The 14,634-nt window shown below is 67.3% G+C and carries 12 protein-coding genes and 1 tRNA gene; 6 read left to right on the plus strand and 7 right to left on the minus strand.

Features of this window, described 5'->3' with window-relative positions:
* Positions 1–43: 43 nt before the first annotated feature.
* Genes JT720_RS10745 through JT720_RS10755 form a run of 3 tightly spaced genes read left to right on the plus strand, consistent with a single transcriptional unit; the run spans position 44 to position 5,703 of the window.
* The gene (locus tag JT720_RS10745; protein ID WP_205481239.1) at positions 44–2,626 is read left to right on the plus strand and encodes a TonB-dependent receptor; all 2,583 of its coding nucleotides are present in this window, start codon (positions 44–46) and stop codon (positions 2,624–2,626) included.
* A gap of 39 nt (positions 2,627–2,665) precedes the next feature.
* On the plus strand, positions 2,666–4,942 hold the full coding sequence (locus JT720_RS10750; RefSeq protein ID WP_205481240.1) for a bifunctional salicylyl-CoA 5-hydroxylase/oxidoreductase: 2,277 nt from the start codon (positions 2,666–2,668) through the stop codon (positions 4,940–4,942).
* Positions 4,943–4,983: 41 nt separating this feature from the next.
* A complete protein-coding gene (locus JT720_RS10755) occupies positions 4,984–5,703 on the plus strand; it encodes an energy transducer TonB (protein ID WP_205481241.1) in 720 nt (239 codons plus the stop codon).
* A 3-nt stretch (positions 5,704–5,706) separates the two neighbouring features.
* On the opposite strand, the gene JT720_RS10760 is transcribed toward JT720_RS10755, so the two are convergent.
* Both JT720_RS10760 and JT720_RS10765 read right to left on the minus strand, forming a co-directional pair.
* Positions 5,707–7,083, minus strand: a complete 1,377-nt coding sequence (locus JT720_RS10760) for a L,D-transpeptidase scaffold domain-containing protein (RefSeq protein ID WP_205481242.1) — start codon at positions 7,081–7,083, stop codon at positions 5,707–5,709.
* An 8-nt stretch (positions 7,084–7,091) separates the two neighbouring features.
* Complete coding sequence (locus JT720_RS10765) at positions 7,092–7,664, minus strand: glycine zipper domain-containing protein (RefSeq protein WP_237219798.1); 573 nt, start codon at positions 7,662–7,664, stop codon at positions 7,092–7,094.
* Positions 7,665–7,947: 283 nt separating this feature from the next.
* Between JT720_RS10765 and msrB the strand changes: the two genes are divergently transcribed.
* The gene (gene msrB, locus JT720_RS10770; protein ID WP_205481243.1) at positions 7,948–8,397 is read left to right on the plus strand and encodes a peptide-methionine (R)-S-oxide reductase MsrB; all 450 of its coding nucleotides are present in this window, start codon (positions 7,948–7,950) and stop codon (positions 8,395–8,397) included.
* Between the two features lie 33 nt (positions 8,398–8,430).
* Here the strand turns inward: msrB and JT720_RS10775 are convergent.
* Positions 8,431–8,523 (minus strand) — tRNA-Ser (locus JT720_RS10775).
* Between the two features lie 255 nt (positions 8,524–8,778).
* Here JT720_RS10775 and JT720_RS10780 point away from each other — a divergent pair.
* Positions 8,779–9,552: a Crp/Fnr family transcriptional regulator gene (locus tag JT720_RS10780; protein ID WP_205481244.1), complete on the plus strand. Its 774-nt coding sequence runs from the start codon at positions 8,779–8,781 to the stop codon at positions 9,550–9,552.
* Here the strand turns inward: JT720_RS10780 and pyrC are convergent.
* The gene (gene pyrC, locus JT720_RS10785) at positions 9,549–10,583 is read right to left on the minus strand and encodes a dihydroorotase (RefSeq protein ID WP_205481245.1); all 1,035 of its coding nucleotides are present in this window, start codon (positions 10,581–10,583) and stop codon (positions 9,549–9,551) included. The two genes, JT720_RS10780 and pyrC, sit on opposite strands and share 4 nt — an antisense overlap.
* Before the next feature lie 23 nt (positions 10,584–10,606).
* On the opposite strand from pyrC, the gene ygfZ reads away from it, so the two are divergent.
* Positions 10,607–11,308 (plus strand): CAF17-like 4Fe-4S cluster assembly/insertion protein YgfZ, encoded by a 702-nt coding sequence (ygfZ, locus tag JT720_RS10790; RefSeq protein ID WP_205481246.1) that lies wholly within the window; start codon positions 10,607–10,609, stop codon positions 11,306–11,308.
* Here the strand turns inward: ygfZ and JT720_RS10795 are convergent.
* The 3 genes from JT720_RS10795 to acnA are packed head-to-tail and all read right to left on the minus strand — an operon-like array spanning position 11,305 to position 14,632.
* Complete coding sequence (locus tag JT720_RS10795; protein ID WP_205481247.1) at positions 11,305–11,562, minus strand: CBU_0592 family membrane protein; 258 nt, start codon at positions 11,560–11,562, stop codon at positions 11,305–11,307. The two genes, ygfZ and JT720_RS10795, sit on opposite strands and share 4 nt — an antisense overlap.
* The gene (locus JT720_RS10800) at positions 11,556–11,954 is read right to left on the minus strand and encodes a hypothetical protein (RefSeq protein ID WP_205481248.1); all 399 of its coding nucleotides are present in this window, start codon (positions 11,952–11,954) and stop codon (positions 11,556–11,558) included. The genes JT720_RS10795 and JT720_RS10800 overlap by 7 nt, the downstream gene beginning before the upstream one ends.
* Entirely contained in the window at positions 11,954–14,632 is a 2,679-nt protein-coding gene (acnA, locus tag JT720_RS10805) for an aconitate hydratase AcnA (protein ID WP_205481249.1), read from the minus strand. The genes JT720_RS10800 and acnA overlap by 1 nt, the downstream gene beginning before the upstream one ends.
* Between the last annotated feature and the right edge of the window lie 2 nt (positions 14,633–14,634).

Consider the following 14,634-nt stretch of genomic DNA (forward strand, 5'->3'; position numbering starts at 1 on the left):
TCTGCCGCAATGTTGCATTCGAGGAACGATCCAGGGGGATTCGATGATCGACAAGACCTCGCGCGTGGCTTGGGCTCTCCTTGCCACAAGTGCGCTCGCGTCACCGGCTTTTGCCCAGACTGGCGTAAACGACACTCCGCCTTCTCCGCAGGAACAGGTCGCCACCGATGGCCGGGAAGAAGACCCGACCGAAATCGTGGTCACCGCCACCAAGCGGGAAGAGAACCTCCAGGACGTTCCCGTCTCCATCCAGGCGATCGGCACCCGGCGGCTGGACCAGCTGAACATCTCGAACTTCGAGGATTACACCAAGCAGCTGCCCTCGGTCAGCTTCCAGACGCTGCAGCCCGGCTCGACCACCGTCTACATGCGCGGCGTCGCTACCGGCGGTGACGGCAACCACTCGGGCTCCTTCCCGTCGGTCGGCACCTACCTCGATGAGCAGCCCGTCACGACCATCGGCGGCACGCTCGACATCCACATCTATGACATCGCCCGGATCGAGAGCCTCGCCGGGCCGCAGGGCACGCTCTACGGCGCGTCCAGCCAGGCGGGTACGATCCGCATCATCACCAACAAGCCCGAGATCGGGCAGTTCAACGGCCGCGTGGACGGTGAGATCAACAAGATCGCTGGCGGCGACTGGGGCGGCAGCCTCGAAGGCATGGTCAACGTGCCGATCAACGACCGGATGGCCGCCCGCTTCGTCGCCTTCTACCAGCGCGACGGCGGTTTCGTGGACAACGTCTTCGGCTCGCGCACCTACTGCGGCGATCCGGTCCTCGATGGCGAGGGCGAGGTCGTGGGCTGCGTCCGCAACGGCATCAGCGTCGATAACGAGGAGTTCGTCGAGAAGAACTTCAACGACTACCGCGTTTATGGCGGTCGCGCCGCGCTGAAGATCGACCTCGACGACAACTGGACCGTCACGCCCACGATCATGCATCAGAACGGCAAGGTCGATGGCTATTACGGCGTCGATCCGGATCTGGGCGGGCTGCGCATCGACCGCTTCCGTGACGAAATCAGCAAGGACAAGTGGACGCAGGCCGCGCTGCTGATCGAAGGCAAGGTCTTCGACTTCGACGTGACCTACTCGGGCGCCTACCTGAAGCGCCCGACGTACAGCCTGACCGACTACACCGACTATGCCGATGCCTATGACGCGGCCTACGAAGGCGTGGGCGGCCTCGCCAACTACTTCTACTACCAGGATGCCGCGGGGAACACGATCGACCCTCGCCAGTACATCATCGGCACGAACGACTTCCGGAAGCTCAGCCAGGAAATCCGGGTCGCCTCGCCCCAGGACAAGCCGTTCCGGGTGATCGCCGGCGCCTTCTACCAGGTCCAGAAGAACGATATCTTCCAAGACTACAAGATCGACAATCTCGCGCCCGACCTGTCGGTCAACGGCTATCCGGGATCGCTGTGGGTCACCAAGCAGAAGCGCAAGGACAAGGACTACGCGCTGTTCGGCGAGGCCAGCTTCGACATCACGCCGCAGGTCACGCTGACCGGTGGCGGGCGCCTGTTCAAGTTCGACAACACCCTGTTCGGTTTCGCCGGATTCGGCGTGAACCCCAACTACGACCCGGACGATCCAGACTCGCCGCCACGCAACGCTGCGGGGGGCTCGTCCGGCGTCTACCGCTGCTTGACGGTGAACGGAGAAGCCTATCTCGACGACTTCGGCGCACCCTTCGCGCCGGGTGGTCTGGCGGGCACGCCGTGCACCAACGTGGGCACCTTCCGCGACGGCAAGGTCGTCCCCCGGCGGAGCAAGGGCAACGGCTTCATCCACCGGCTCAACGCACAGTACAAGCCGATCGAGGACGTGATGTTCTACGCGACCTGGTCGCGCGGCTTTCGTCCGGGCGGCATCAATCGCCAGCCGCTCGCCCCGGCCTACGATCCCGACTACCTCACCAACTACGAACTCGGGTGGAAGACCAGCTTCGGGCGGCTGCGCTGGAACGGCGCCATCTATCGACAGCGCTGGGAGAAGTTCCAGTTCAGCTTCCTCGGCCTCAACAGCCTCACCGTTATCCAGAACGGCCGCGATGCGATCATCAATGGCATCGAGACCGACGTGAACTACGTGGCTGGCGGGCTGACGCTGAACGCGGCGGCCGCCTACACCGATGCGAAGACGGACGGGAACATCTGCAACTTCGCGGAAGGCAATTCCGACTGCTCCGGTCTCGACGATCAGGGCGATCCCGATTTCGTGGTCACGCCGTCGGGCTCACGCCTGCCGGTCACGCCCAAGTGGAAGGGCTCGGTCACGGCGCGCTACGCCTGGCCGATGTGGACCGGCCGGGCCCACGTGCAGGGAGCGATGAGCTTCCAGTCGGGCGCCCGCGCCGACATCCGCCGCAACGTTGGCGACGGCGAAAACCCGCTGGATCCCGCCACCTATCTCGGTCGGATCAAGGGTCGCACCGTGTTCGACATCTACGCGGGCTACGACTGGAGCACGTACAATGCCGAGCTCTTCGTCTCGAACCTGTTCAACGAGGATATCGAGCTGACCCGCGGCGTGGTGTGCAGCATCTGCACCAACACGCTGATCACCCCCGGCCGGCCGCGCACGATCGGGGTGAGGCTCGGCACGAAGTTCTGAGCTGGTCATCGCGGCGCATGGCGTTCTAGGTTGAGCGCCATGCGCATCGCGGTGATCGGAGGCGGGCCGGCGGGGCTGTACTTCGCGACAGCCATGCTGCTGCGCTCACCCGCGCACGACATCACGCTGTTCGAACGCAACCGCGAAGGCGAGACCTTCGGCTGGGGCGTGGTCTTTTCCGACCAGACGCTCGAAAACCTGCAGCGCTGCGACCCCGTTTCCGCCGACGCCATTGCCGGTCAGTTCGCGCATTGGGACGACATCGCGGTCCACATCCATGGCGAGGTGGTTCGCTCGACCGGGCACGGCTTCATCGGCATCGGTCGCAAGCGGCTGCTGGAGATTCTCACCGATCGCGCGCGAGAACTCGGCGCCACCCTCCACTTCGAGCACGAGGCGGAAGTCGACCCGGCCGACTACGACCTCGTGATCGCCGCCGATGGCATCAACAGCCCAACCCGTGAGCGCGAACCCGAGGCGTTCGGCGTCGAGGTGGACACCCGCCTCAACAAGTTCGTCTGGCTCGGCACCCGGCGGACCTTCGACGCCTTCACCTTCGCCTTCGAGCAGACGGAGGCGGGCTGGATCTGGGCGCACGCCTATCGCTTCGACGAGGACCTCTCGACGTTCATCGTCGAATGCTCGGAAGCGACGTGGCGCGGATTGGGCCTCGACCGCATGGAGCAGCCCGAAGCAATCGCGCTGTGCGAGCGCATCTTCGCCCGCCAGCTCGGCGGCGAGCGCCTGCTCAGCAATGCGGCCCACCTGCGCGGCTCGGCGGCATGGCTGAACTTCCGCCGGATCACCTGCCGCCGCTGGTATCACGGCAACCTCGTCCTGTTGGGCGACGCGGCCCACACCGCTCACTTCTCCATCGGCTCGGGCACCAAGCTGGCCTTGGAGGACGCGATCAAGCTGGCCGAGGTGCTGAACCGCCCCGGCCTGCCGCTGGCCGCCGCACTGGAAGAGTACCAGGCCGAGCGCGAGGTCGAGGTCCTCAAGCTCCAGAACAGCGCGCGCAACTCGACGGAATGGTTCGAGACCCTCGAGCGCTACCTGCACTTCGAGCCGATCCAGTTCGCTTACTCGCTGCTCACCCGCAGCCAGCGGATCAGCCACGACAACCTCCGCCTGCGCGACCCGAAGTGGCTCGATGGAGTCGAGCGCTGGTTCTGGAACCGCGCCGGAGTCCCGAATCGCGGCGCACCGCCGATGTTCGCGCCCCTCCAGTTGCGCGACATGGCGCTGGAGAACCGCGTCGTGGTCTCCCCCATGGCGACCTATTCGGCGGTCGACGGAACACCGACCGACTTCCACCTCGTCCATTATGGCGCTCGGGCGCAGGGCGGCGCGGGGCTGGTCTTCACGGAAATGACGTGCGTCTCGCCGACCGGTCGGATCACGCCGGGCTGTCCAGGCCTCTATGCGCCCGACCATGTCGCGGCGTGGAAGCGGATCGTCGACTTCGTGCATTCGCACAGCCCTGCGCAGTTCTGCCTCCAGCTCGGCCATAGCGGCGGCAAGGGCAGCACGCGGGTGGGCTGGAACGGCATGGACCAGCCGTTGGACGAGGGTAACTGGGAGCTGATCGCGGCCTCCGACGTGCCCTGGTCGGAAAACAACCAACGCCCCCGGCCGATGACCCGCGCCGACATGGACCGGGTCCGCGACCAGTTCGTCGCCGCCACCCGCATGGGCCTGGAAGCCGGCTTCGACATGGTCGAGCTCCACGCCGCCCACGGCTACCTGCTCTCCAGCTTCATCACGCCGCTCCAGAACAAGCGCACCGACGAATATGGCGGAAGCCTCGAAAATCGCCTTCGCTTCCCACTGGAGGTGTTCCGGGCCATGCGCGCGGCCTGGCCGTCCGACAGGCCGATGTCCGTCCGCATCTCCGCGAACGACTGGGCGGGTGACGAGGGCGTCACGCCCGCGGAGGCCGTGCTGATCGCCCAGGCTTTCGCCAACGAAGGCGCCGACCTGATTGATGTCTCGGCGGGCCAGACCTGGGCCGACGCACGCCCGGTCTATGGCCGCATGTTCCAGACGCCCTTTGCCGATCGCCTCCGGAACGAGGGGCGGCTCTCGACCATGGCGGTGGGCAACATCACCGACCATGACCAGGTCAACGCCATCCTCGCCGCCGGGCGGGCGGACCTCGTCGCCATCGGCCGGCCGCATCTCGTGAACCCGTTCTGGACCCTGCACGCCGCCGCGGCGCAGGGCTACGAGGACCTGTGGTGCCCGCCGCCCTATCTCAACGGCATGGCCCAGCTGCAACGTCTGGCGGAACGCGCGCGCACCGCAACGAGTTAATGCATTAGCGAGCTGTTTGGCGCTAATATGCTGCTTGTCCAATGGCCTACGCACGCAACAGAGCGGATCGACAGAAGGCGGCGGCGCTGGTCGTCGCACTCCACGTCGCGCTTGGCGCGGCGCTGATCAGCGGCCTTGGCGTCGACACCGTCCGGCAGGCGACCGAGACCCTGAAGAGCTACACCGTCGAGGAGGTGCCGCCTCCGCCTCCCCCGCCGCCCACCCTTGAGCAGGCCGGCGCCCGCCAGGAGCCCGCCCCCGCCAACATGCATTCCCGGCCCCTCCCCCAGGTCGCTCCGCCCCCACGCATCCCCCTGCCCGCACCGCCGGCCGCGGATGTCCGAGCGCCCGAGACCGGCCTTGACCGGACCGCCGGTGCAGCGGACGAGGCCGGCCCGGGGACGGGCGCGGGCGGTTCCGGCAACGGCTTCGGCGGCGGAGGCACGGGCGGTTCTGGCGCCGGCCCCGGCGGCGAGGTCGGCTCTCCCGCGCGCCTCATCCGGGGCATGCGCTCCAGGCTCGACGAGACTTACCTGCGCGGTTTCGCCGTGAGTAGCGGCCGCGCGGTCCTTGCCCTGACCATCGACGCCCGCGGCCGCGTTCAGGATTGCGAGGTCACGGAAGGGACCGGCAGTCCCATGCTCGACCAGGAGCTGTGCGCCCGCATGGCCAGCCGCAGTCGCTGGCAGCCCGCGCTCGACCGTAACGGCGAACCCATCCCCGTCCGCGTCCGCTACACCGCGACCTGGTCGCGTGGCTGAGCGCTAGCGGGCGGCCACCTCACGCCCACCGCGCCGTTGCGCCAGGCGCTGCGCATCGCGGCCATAGATATCCTGGTAGAAGGCGACCTCGGAGCCGGACGGCACGGCTGTCAGGTAGGTCAGGTACACGGGCACGGGCTGCGGCAGCGGCACCGCCTGTTCGGGCTTCGCGCCCTTCGCCCGAAGCGGCTTGCCGTACAGCCAGGTCGCCAGCCGCGGCGCAGCCTCCAGCCGCACGCACCCGCCGCTGAACATGCGTGATGCCTCGTTGAACAGCTCGGTCGATGGCGTGTCGTGCAGGTAGATGCCCTGCGCATTGGGGAACATGAATTTCATGGCGCCCATGGAGTTCGACGGCCCCGGAAGCTGCCTCACGCGGATCTCCGTACGTCCCTCCGCGACGGCGCGCCAGTCCACGGTTGACGGGTTCACGACCTTCGGATTGTCGCTCCAGTCCGACAGGACCTGGTAACCGCGGCTCCGCAGAAAACCCAACCCCTCCTTCAGCACAAATGGGGCAACCCGCTCGGCGGCGAGGTCCGGCGGCACGTTCCAATAGGGGTTGAGGCTCGTGAAGCGGATCAGCGCCGCCATCATCGGCGTCGGCTGGACGGGCTTGCCGACCACCACCCGCATGGAGTCCACGACCTGCCCGTTCTCCATCATGAACAGGCGCTGCTGCGCGATGTTCACCACGACATAACGGCCAAGGCCGCCTGGCAGGCTGCGCGCCCGCTCCAGGTTGAGCTGCAGCAGCTGTGGCTGCGATCGCTCGCCGAAATTGCCCTGGATCAGCGCGTTGCGAAGCTCCGCATAATAGGGATGCATCCAGCCCATGCCCGCCACAAACCGCGGCAGGGATGGCGACGCCGCCGCCAGCTCGAGCAGTGCGCGCGGGCTTGGCGCCTTGGGCCTCAGCTCCGGATCGACATAGATGGTGCCCACGTCCGGCGCATCCCGGAGGTCACGGGCATAGGCCACGTAGGCGCTCGAAAGTTCCAGCTCCGCACGCCGCACCGCGTGCGGGTTCCCGCCCCAGGCGGCACGCAGGGCCCGTTCGATCTCGCGCGTACGGTAGCGCTTGGGGTTCAGCCCGTCCGACCTGGCGGTTCGAAGCAGCATCAGCAGCTCGGTCGCCGCATCCCCATTGCTCTGGCGCAGCCACAACGGCTGCCACCCCCGCGCTGCATAAAAGTCCTCGACCGACTGGCCATAGGCCGGCCGCGCCAGCACCGCCCCCTCGAGCGGTGCAGCCGCAGCCACCGGCAGCGGCGCCAGCGCAAGCGCCAGTCCCGCCGCGACTCCAGGCCCCAAAACAAGACGTGCCGGCCGGGATGGCCGGCCGGCACGCTGATCAGCTTTGATACGCAAGCGGATCATTCAGGTCCTTAGCCGCGCTCGCCGCTACGGACCGGAGCGCTGTAGGTCGGCTGCGTCGGAGCAGTGGTCTGCTGCGGAGCGCCCGCGTAATACTGACCGTTCTGGACGTAGCCATCGACTCGGCCGTCGTTGTTCTGGTCGGCCCAGATCGCACCGGCGAGACCGCCGACGACCGCACCGGCAACCGCGCCCTCAAGGACGCCGAGGCCCGGGATCAACGCGCCCGCGCCGGCACCAACCGCAGCGCCAACACCGGCACCCGTGGCAACGCGGCCGAGGGTCGAGTCATAGCCCTGCGGCTGGCCCTGGTAATACTGGCCGTTCTGGACATAGCCGTCGGCATAACCGTCATTGTTCTGGTCGGCCCATACGGCGCCGGCCAGGCCGCCGATGGCCGCACCGACGGCCGCGCCGGCGATCGGGCTCACGCCCGGAACCACTGCGCCAACGGCCGCACCGCCGACTGCGCCCACGCCAGCACCGGTCGCCGCATCCGCGAGGGTGTCGTTGCCGGTGGTCGAGCAGGCGCCCAGTGCGAGCGAGCTGGCTGCTGCCAGTGCCAAAATCTTCGTCTTCATCATGCCTTCTCCCGATGGTTGAATGGCAGCCCGTGCCCCGGACGCGGGAAACACCCGGCGTCGGCGCACGAAGTCAGCACCCGGCCTAACGACACACCGCACAAAAGAGTTCCGGGTCGGTAACAACCGGCTGAAAGCGAAGGGATTATGCCGTCCGCATTTGCACGTCGGGGCTTCATCTTCCTCCGAAAACACGGAAGCTGGACCCGGATCCCGCTTGCCACGAAGGCGGCCGGCCCCATGTTAACGACCGACCGCCAGTGCGGTGAGACCAGTGAGGACACCCATGCCCACGTACGAAAAATCCGAAGACGTTATCGCCCGCCTGACGCCCGAGCAGTTCCACGTGACGCAACGCAACGGAACGGAACGTCCCGGCACCGGAGAGCTCCTCCACAACAAGGAGCCTGGCATCTACGTCGACATCGTGTCGGGGGAACCGCTGTTCGCCTCTTCCGACAAGTATGAATCGGGTTGCGGCTGGCCCAGCTTCACCAAGCCCATCGAACCGGCCAATGTCGCGGAGCTGCGCGACACCAGCCATGGGATGATCCGGACCGAGGTCCGCTCCCGCCACGGCGACAGCCACCTGGGCCATGTCTTCGACGACGGCCCCCGGGACCGCGGCGGTCTGCGCTACTGCATCAACTCCGCCTCGCTGCGCTTCATCCACCGCGACGACATGGAGCGGGAAGGTTACGGCGCATACCTGTCCCAGGTCGAGGACGTACGCTGAGGCGGAAAAGGCTGATGCGCGCCGAATAAACGCTGGCGGAGACGGAGGGATTCGAACCCTCGGTAGGAGTAATCCCCCTACGGCGGTTTAGCAAACCGCTGGTTTCAGCCACTCACCCACGTCTCCGGATGCGGCAGGACACGGCGCTTAGCGGAGAGGGGCGCGCGGTTCAACCGCCCTTCTCGTGCGCCCTCCATAGTCGGCTTCAGGGTAACTTCCACCGTCGCGCAGCAACGTCGGATAGCCGACATAGAAACGGGTCTAAGCCTTTGTAACTTAAGCTATTGCAGTCGGTCGGAACGTTGGCGTAATGCTGTGCGCGTAGGGGGATCGCGGCGCTTGCGGCGAGATGATTGTCTACGCCGCACAGAGGGGGATTGCATGAACCAGCCGGTCGAAGCTCTCGTGGGTGACGAGTTCGACGGAGCCTTCCAGGGCAACCGCCTCCTGGCAACGCTGGGTCCGGCCGAGCGCAACCTCTTGCGGCCGCACATGACGCTGGTCGAGATGGCGGCGGGGGACACCGTGCTGAGCGCGGGTTCGCCCGTCACGCGCAGCCTGTTCCCTTTCGATAGCCTGGTCGTCTCCATGATGGTCGAACTCTCGGGCGGCCGCTCGGTCGAAGTCGCCTCGGTCGGCAAGGAAGGTGCGGTCGGCGGGATCGTCAGCTGCGGGAACTCGCCCGCCTTCACCCATGCCGTGGTCCAGATCGGCGGCCCGGCGGTCACCATCCCTATCCACGCCCTGGAGCTGGCAAAGCAGGCGTCCAAGCACCTCGAGCACCTGTTCTGCCGCTACGCCGATTATCTGCTGGCGCAGGTCATGCAGTCCGCCGCCTGCAACAGCTTCCATCCGATCGACGCCCGCGCCGCGCGGTGGCTCCTCCACGTGCAGGATCGCGTGGGTGACGACCGCATCACCCTGACGCAGGAAGCGCTCGCGGCCATCCTGGGTGTCCAGCGGACCACGGTGAACGCGGTCGCCCGCGTGCTGCAGGAGCAGGGGCTCATCTCCTACCGTCGCGGCAACATTCAGGTAGCGGACCGCGAGGGGCTGATGAAGGCGGCCTGTGAATGCTATGCCGCAGTGGAGGGCCACTTCGCCGCCGTCCTGGGCGAAGACGGCCGCGGCGGTCCGATGAGCGACTGCGCTTAAGCGGCCAGGCGCCAGCCGATCGTCTCTCCGGCGTGGAAGGGGACGAGGCTGCTGCCCGCAGCGGACACGCCGGCAGGCACCGGCACCTCGGCCCGCTCCAGCGTGACCGTCCCTTCGTTCAGCGGCAAGCCGTAGAAGCGTGGTCCGTTCTCGGAGGCGAAGGCTTCCAAGAGGTCCAGCCGCCCTTCCTCGTCGAACACCGTGGCATAGCTCTCCAGTGCGTAAGGCGCGTTGAAGATGCCTGCGCAGCCGCAGCTCGACTCCTTGGCTTCCTTGAGGTGCGGAGCACTGTCGGTGCCGAGGAAGAACTTGGGGCTGCCTGACACCGCCGCGGCACGCACCGCCAGCCGATGCTGCTCGCGCTTGGCGACGGGCAGGCAGTAGGCATGCGGCCGGATGCCGCCGGCAAAGATGGCGTTGCGATTGATGATGAGGTGCTGCGGCGTGATCGTCGCTCCGACCCGCTCCGGCGCTTCCATCACGAACTGCGCCGCATCGGCGGTGGTGATGTGCTCGAACACGATCCTGAGCGCCGGAAAGTCGCGGACGAGGTGCTGGAGGATGCGCTCGATGAACACCGCCTCGCGATCGAAGATGTCGACCTCCGGGTCGGTCACCTCGCCGTGCACCAGCAGCGGCATGCCGATCCGCTGCATGCGCTCGAGCGCCGGAAAGATGTTGCGGACGTCGGTAACGCCATGGGCGCTGTTGGTGGTGGCGTTCGCGGGATAGAGCTTGGCCGCCACCCACACGCCTTCCGCATGGCCTACCTCCAGCTCGTCAGGGTCGGCGCCGTCGGTCAGGTAGCAGGTCATCAGCGGCGTGAAGCCCGCGCCCGCCGCCGCGCGGATGCGCTCGCGATAGGACGCCGCGGCTGCGATCGTCGTCACCGGCGGCGTCAGGTTCGGCATGATGATCGCCCGTGCGAACTGGCGCGCGCTGTAGGGCGCGACGGCCCGCAACATTTCCCCGTCCCGCAGATGGAGGTGCCAGTCGTCCGGGCGGCGGATGGTGATGCTTTGCGTTTCCACGGGGCCGCTCTTAGCTAACAGCCATGCCCGCCACCACCCTCGCCGACCGCGCCTTGATCCGTCTCTCCGGACAGGACGTCCGCGGCTTCCTTCAGGGCCTCGTCACCAACGACGTCGCTGGCGAATTGCCAGTTTGGACCGGCCTGCTGACCCCGCAGGGCAAGTGCCTCTTCGATTTCCTGGTGTGGGCAGATGGCGAGGACCTGCTGCTCGACTGCGAGGCGGCTGCGGCAGATGATCTCGCCAAGCGGCTGACGCTGTACCGCCTGCGCCGGCCGATCACGATCCGGCGCGTCGAGGAGCTGGCGGTGCATTGGTCCTTCGACCTCGAGCAGGGGCAACCCGATCCCCGGCTCGACGCGCTGGGCCGGCGCTGGATTGCGCCCGGAACCGAGTCTGCTTCGGGCTGGCTTCGGCACCGCCTCTCCCTCGGCGTCTGCGAGGGCCGGGCGGAACTCGGCGACCTGCTCTGGCTGGAATGCAATGCGGCCGAACTGAACGGCGTCAGCTTCACCAAGGGCTGCTTCGTCGGACAGGAAAACACCGCCCGCATGAACTGGCGAAGCAAGGTCAACCGGCGACTGGTGGTCGTCTCAGCAACCGAGCCCGGCCCGCGGACGCGCGTCTTCTATCCCGAACTTGGGCTCGCCGTGGAGCATCGCCGGGTCGAGGACCTCGCCGACGCTGCCCTGCCCGCGTGGCTCGCCGAAGCGCTTGCGAGCTAGGCGGCCGGGGACCGGCGCCTCAGGATCGCCTGCAACGCCACGATACCGATGCCCATCCAGACGATGTTAAGCACGGCCGATGGCAGCGCTCCGTGCCACCAGCCATTGATCGCGAATCCCGCCGCGCCGACGACGTTCATCGACTGGTAGGCGATGCTGTTGGCCTGCAACTTGCCGGCGGTCAGCAAACCATAGGCGCCCAGGATCAGCACCGCTCCGGTCCAGCCGACGATTTCGACCAACAGGTTCAGCATCCGACGACCCTCCGCCGAGCCGCTTCGGCTCCGCCGCAATACCACGCGTCGGTGGCGCCGATCACATATTCGACCACCTCCCAGTGGCCCTGCTTCCGCCGGAGGACGGCATCGACCCGCAGGCCGTCCATGTTGTCCCAATCCTCCCCGAACAGCGCCAGCCCGTCGATCCGGGTTCCGCCGGGCCGCTGCGGCTCCGCCACGACGAACGCCCACGCGCCATCGCTGCGCAGCGTGTCCACCACGAACTCGACCTTGCCCCGCAGGCGCGCCTCGACCGCAGGCCGAAGCGTATCCAGGATCGCCGCCCGCTCGGCCGATCCAGCGGGTGGAGTGATCACCCGCGGCGGCGATGTCGCCAGCAGCATGGCGGCAAGGGCCGCCGGGAGCATCAGGCCGCCAGCCGCCGCAGCACGTACGGCAGGATCCCGCCCGCGTGGAAATATTCCAGCTCGTTGTACGTATCGATCCGGCACCGCGCCGTGATGGTCGTCGTCGAGCCGTCCGCTCGCGTGACCAGCACCTCCACGTCCTGCCGCGGCTTGATGCCCGCCACATCGACAATCGTGAACTGCTCGTCGCCGGTCAGGCCGAGGCTCTCCGCGCTCTCGCCATCGCGGAACTGCAGCGGCAGCACGCCCATGCCGACCAGGTTCGACCGGTGGATGCGCTCGAAGCTCTCGGCGATCACCGCCCGCACGCCCAGCAGCACCGTGCCCTTGGCCGCCCAGTCGCGCGAAGAGCCGGTACCGTACTCCTTGCCCGCCAGGATCACGAGCGGCGTGCCCTCCGCCTTGTAGCGCATGGCCGCGTCATAGATCGGCAGCTGCTCGCCGCTGCCGATGTGCCGCGTGAAGCCGCCCTCGACGCCCTGCAGCATCTTGTTGCGGATGCGGATGTTGGCGAAGGTGCCGCGCATCATCACGTCATGGTTGCCGCGCCGCGCGCCATAGCTGTTGAACTCGGCACGCGTGACCTGCCGCTCCTGCAGCCAGCGGCCGGCGGGGCTGTCCGGCTTGATCGCGCCCGCCGGGGAGATGTGGTCGGTGGTGATGGAATCCCCAAACACCGCCAGCGCCCGAGCGCCGTTGATGTCCTCGATGCCCTTGGCGGTCATCGTCATGCCCTCGAAATAGGGCGGGTTGGCGATGTAGGTGGAGCCCGCCGGCCACGCATAGGTGTCGCCGCCGGTCACGTCGATCGAGGCCCAGCGCTCGTCGCCCTTGTAGACGTCGGCATAACGCGCGCGGAACAGGTCGGAGTGGACGTGCGCATCGATCAGCGCGCGCACCTCGTCGTTGCTCGGCCAGATGTCCTTCAGGAACACCGGCGTGCCGTTGCGCGCGATGCCGATCGGCTCGTTGACCATGTCGGAGGTGACGGTGCCCTTCAGCGCATAGGCGACCACCAGCGGCGGCGAAGCGAGATAGTTCGCCCGGCAGTCCGGCGACACGCGCCCCTCGAAGTTGCGGTTGCCCGACAGGACCGAGACCGCGACCAGGTCCTGCTCGTTGATGGCGGCGCTGATCGGCTCCGGCAGCGGCCCCGAATTGCCGATGCAGGTCGTGCAGCCATAGCCGACCAGGTCGAAGCCGATGGCGTTCAGGTCCTCGGTCAGGCCCGCGCGGTCGAGATAGTCCGTCACCACCTGGCTGCCCGGCGCGAGCGAAGTCTTCACCCACGGCTTGCTGTCCAGCCCAAACTCGCGTGCCTTGCGGGCGACGAGACCGGCCGCGATCAGCACGGACGGATTGGACGTGTTGGTGCAGCTGGTGATGGCGGCGATCACCACGTCGCCATTGCCCAGGTCATGGCTCGCGCCCTCGACCGGCACGCGCCCGTCCACCGTCTTCTTGTAGGTGCCCTCCAGCTCCGCATTGAACTGGTCGTCCACGTCGGCCAGCAGCACCCGATCCTGCGGCCGCTTGGGCCCGGCGAGGCTCGGCTGCACGGAGGACAGGTCGAGCTCCAGCGTGTCCGTGAACACCGGCTCCGGCGTGTTCGCATCGCGCCACATGCCCTGCGCCTTGGCATAGGCCTCGACCAGCGCGATCCGCTCCTCGTCGCGCCCGGTCAGGCGCAGATAGTCGAGCGTCCGGGTGTCGATCGGGAAGAAGCCGCAGGTCGCGCCATATTCCGGCGCCATGTTGGCGATGGTCGCCCGGTCAGCCAGCGTCATCGCATCGAGACCCGGCCCGTAGAACTCCACGAAGCGCCCGACCACGCCCTTGGCGCGCAGCATCTGCGTCACGGTCAGCACCAGGTCGGTCGCCGTGATGCCCTCGTTCAGCGCGCCCGACAGGCGGAACCCGACCACTTCGGGGATCAGCATGGACACCGGCTGTCCCAGCATCGCAGCCTCCGCCTCGATCCCGCCCACGCCCCAGCCGAGCACGCCCAGGCCGTTGACCATGGTCGTGTGGCTGTCGGTCCCGACCAGCGTATCCGGATAGGCGATCGTCTCGCCGTTCAGGTCCTCGGCGGTCCAGATCGTCTGGCTGATGTACTCGAGGTTCACCTGGTGGCAGATGCCCGTGCCCGGCGGCACGACCTTGAAGTTGTCGAACGCCGACGAACCCCACTTCAGGAACTCATAGCGCTCGCGGTTGCGGGCATATTCCAGATCGACGTTCTGCTCGAACGCCTTGGGCGTGCCGAACTCGTCGACCATCACGGAGTGATCGATCACCAGGTGCACCGGCACCAGCGGGTTGATCTTCTGCGGGTCGCCGCCAAGCTGCTTCATCGCGTCACGCATGGCGGCGAGGTCGACCACCGCGGGCACGCCGGTGAAGTCCTGCATCAGGACGCGCGCCGGCCGATACTGGATCTCGCGGTTGATCCGCCGTTCCTTCTGCCAGTCGACCATGGCCACCAGGTCGTCCCGCGTGACCGTCACCCCGTCCTCGAAGCGAAGCAAATTCTCCAGCAGCACTTTCATGGAGAAGGGCAGCCGCGAAACATCGCCCAGCGCCGCGCCTGCCTTCTGCAGGCTGTAATAAGCGTAGCTCTTGCCGCCGACCGTCAGCGTGGAACGAGTCTGGAGGCTATCCTGGCCAGTGGGGATCATGG

Source organism: Sphingomonas arenae (assembly GCF_016924655.1).
GTDB lineage: Bacteria > Pseudomonadota > Alphaproteobacteria > Sphingomonadales > Sphingomonadaceae > Sphingomicrobium > Sphingomicrobium arenae.

Bases quoted from the DNA above. Each gene is read 5' to 3' on its own strand.
- JT720_RS10745 (WP_205481239.1), top strand. From the start codon at position 44: ATGATCGACAAGACCTCGCGCGTGGCTTGGGCTCTCCTTGCCACAAGT.
- JT720_RS10750 (WP_205481240.1), top strand. From the start codon at position 2,666: ATGCGCATCGCGGTGATCGGAGGCGGGCCGGCGGGGCTGTACTTCGCG.
- JT720_RS10755 (WP_205481241.1), top strand. From the start codon at position 4,984: ATGGCCTACGCACGCAACAGAGCGGATCGACAGAAGGCGGCGGCGCTG.
- JT720_RS10760 (WP_205481242.1), bottom strand. From the start codon at position 7,083: ATGATCCGCTTGCGTATCAAAGCTGATCAGCGTGCCGGCCGGCCATCC.
- JT720_RS10765 (WP_237219798.1), bottom strand. From the start codon at position 7,664: ATGATGAAGACGAAGATTTTGGCACTGGCAGCAGCCAGCTCGCTCGCA.
- msrB (WP_205481243.1), top strand. From the start codon at position 7,948: ATGCCCACGTACGAAAAATCCGAAGACGTTATCGCCCGCCTGACGCCC.
- JT720_RS10780 (WP_205481244.1), top strand. From the start codon at position 8,779: ATGAACCAGCCGGTCGAAGCTCTCGTGGGTGACGAGTTCGACGGAGCC.
- ygfZ (WP_205481246.1), top strand. From the start codon at position 10,607: ATGCCCGCCACCACCCTCGCCGACCGCGCCTTGATCCGTCTCTCCGGA.
- JT720_RS10795 (WP_205481247.1), bottom strand. From the start codon at position 11,562: ATGCTGAACCTGTTGGTCGAAATCGTCGGCTGGACCGGAGCGGTGCTG.
- JT720_RS10800 (WP_205481248.1), bottom strand. From the start codon at position 11,954: ATGCTCCCGGCGGCCCTTGCCGCCATGCTGCTGGCGACATCGCCGCCG.
- acnA (WP_205481249.1), bottom strand. From the start codon at position 14,632: ATGATCCCCACTGGCCAGGATAGCCTCCAGACTCGTTCCACGCTGACG.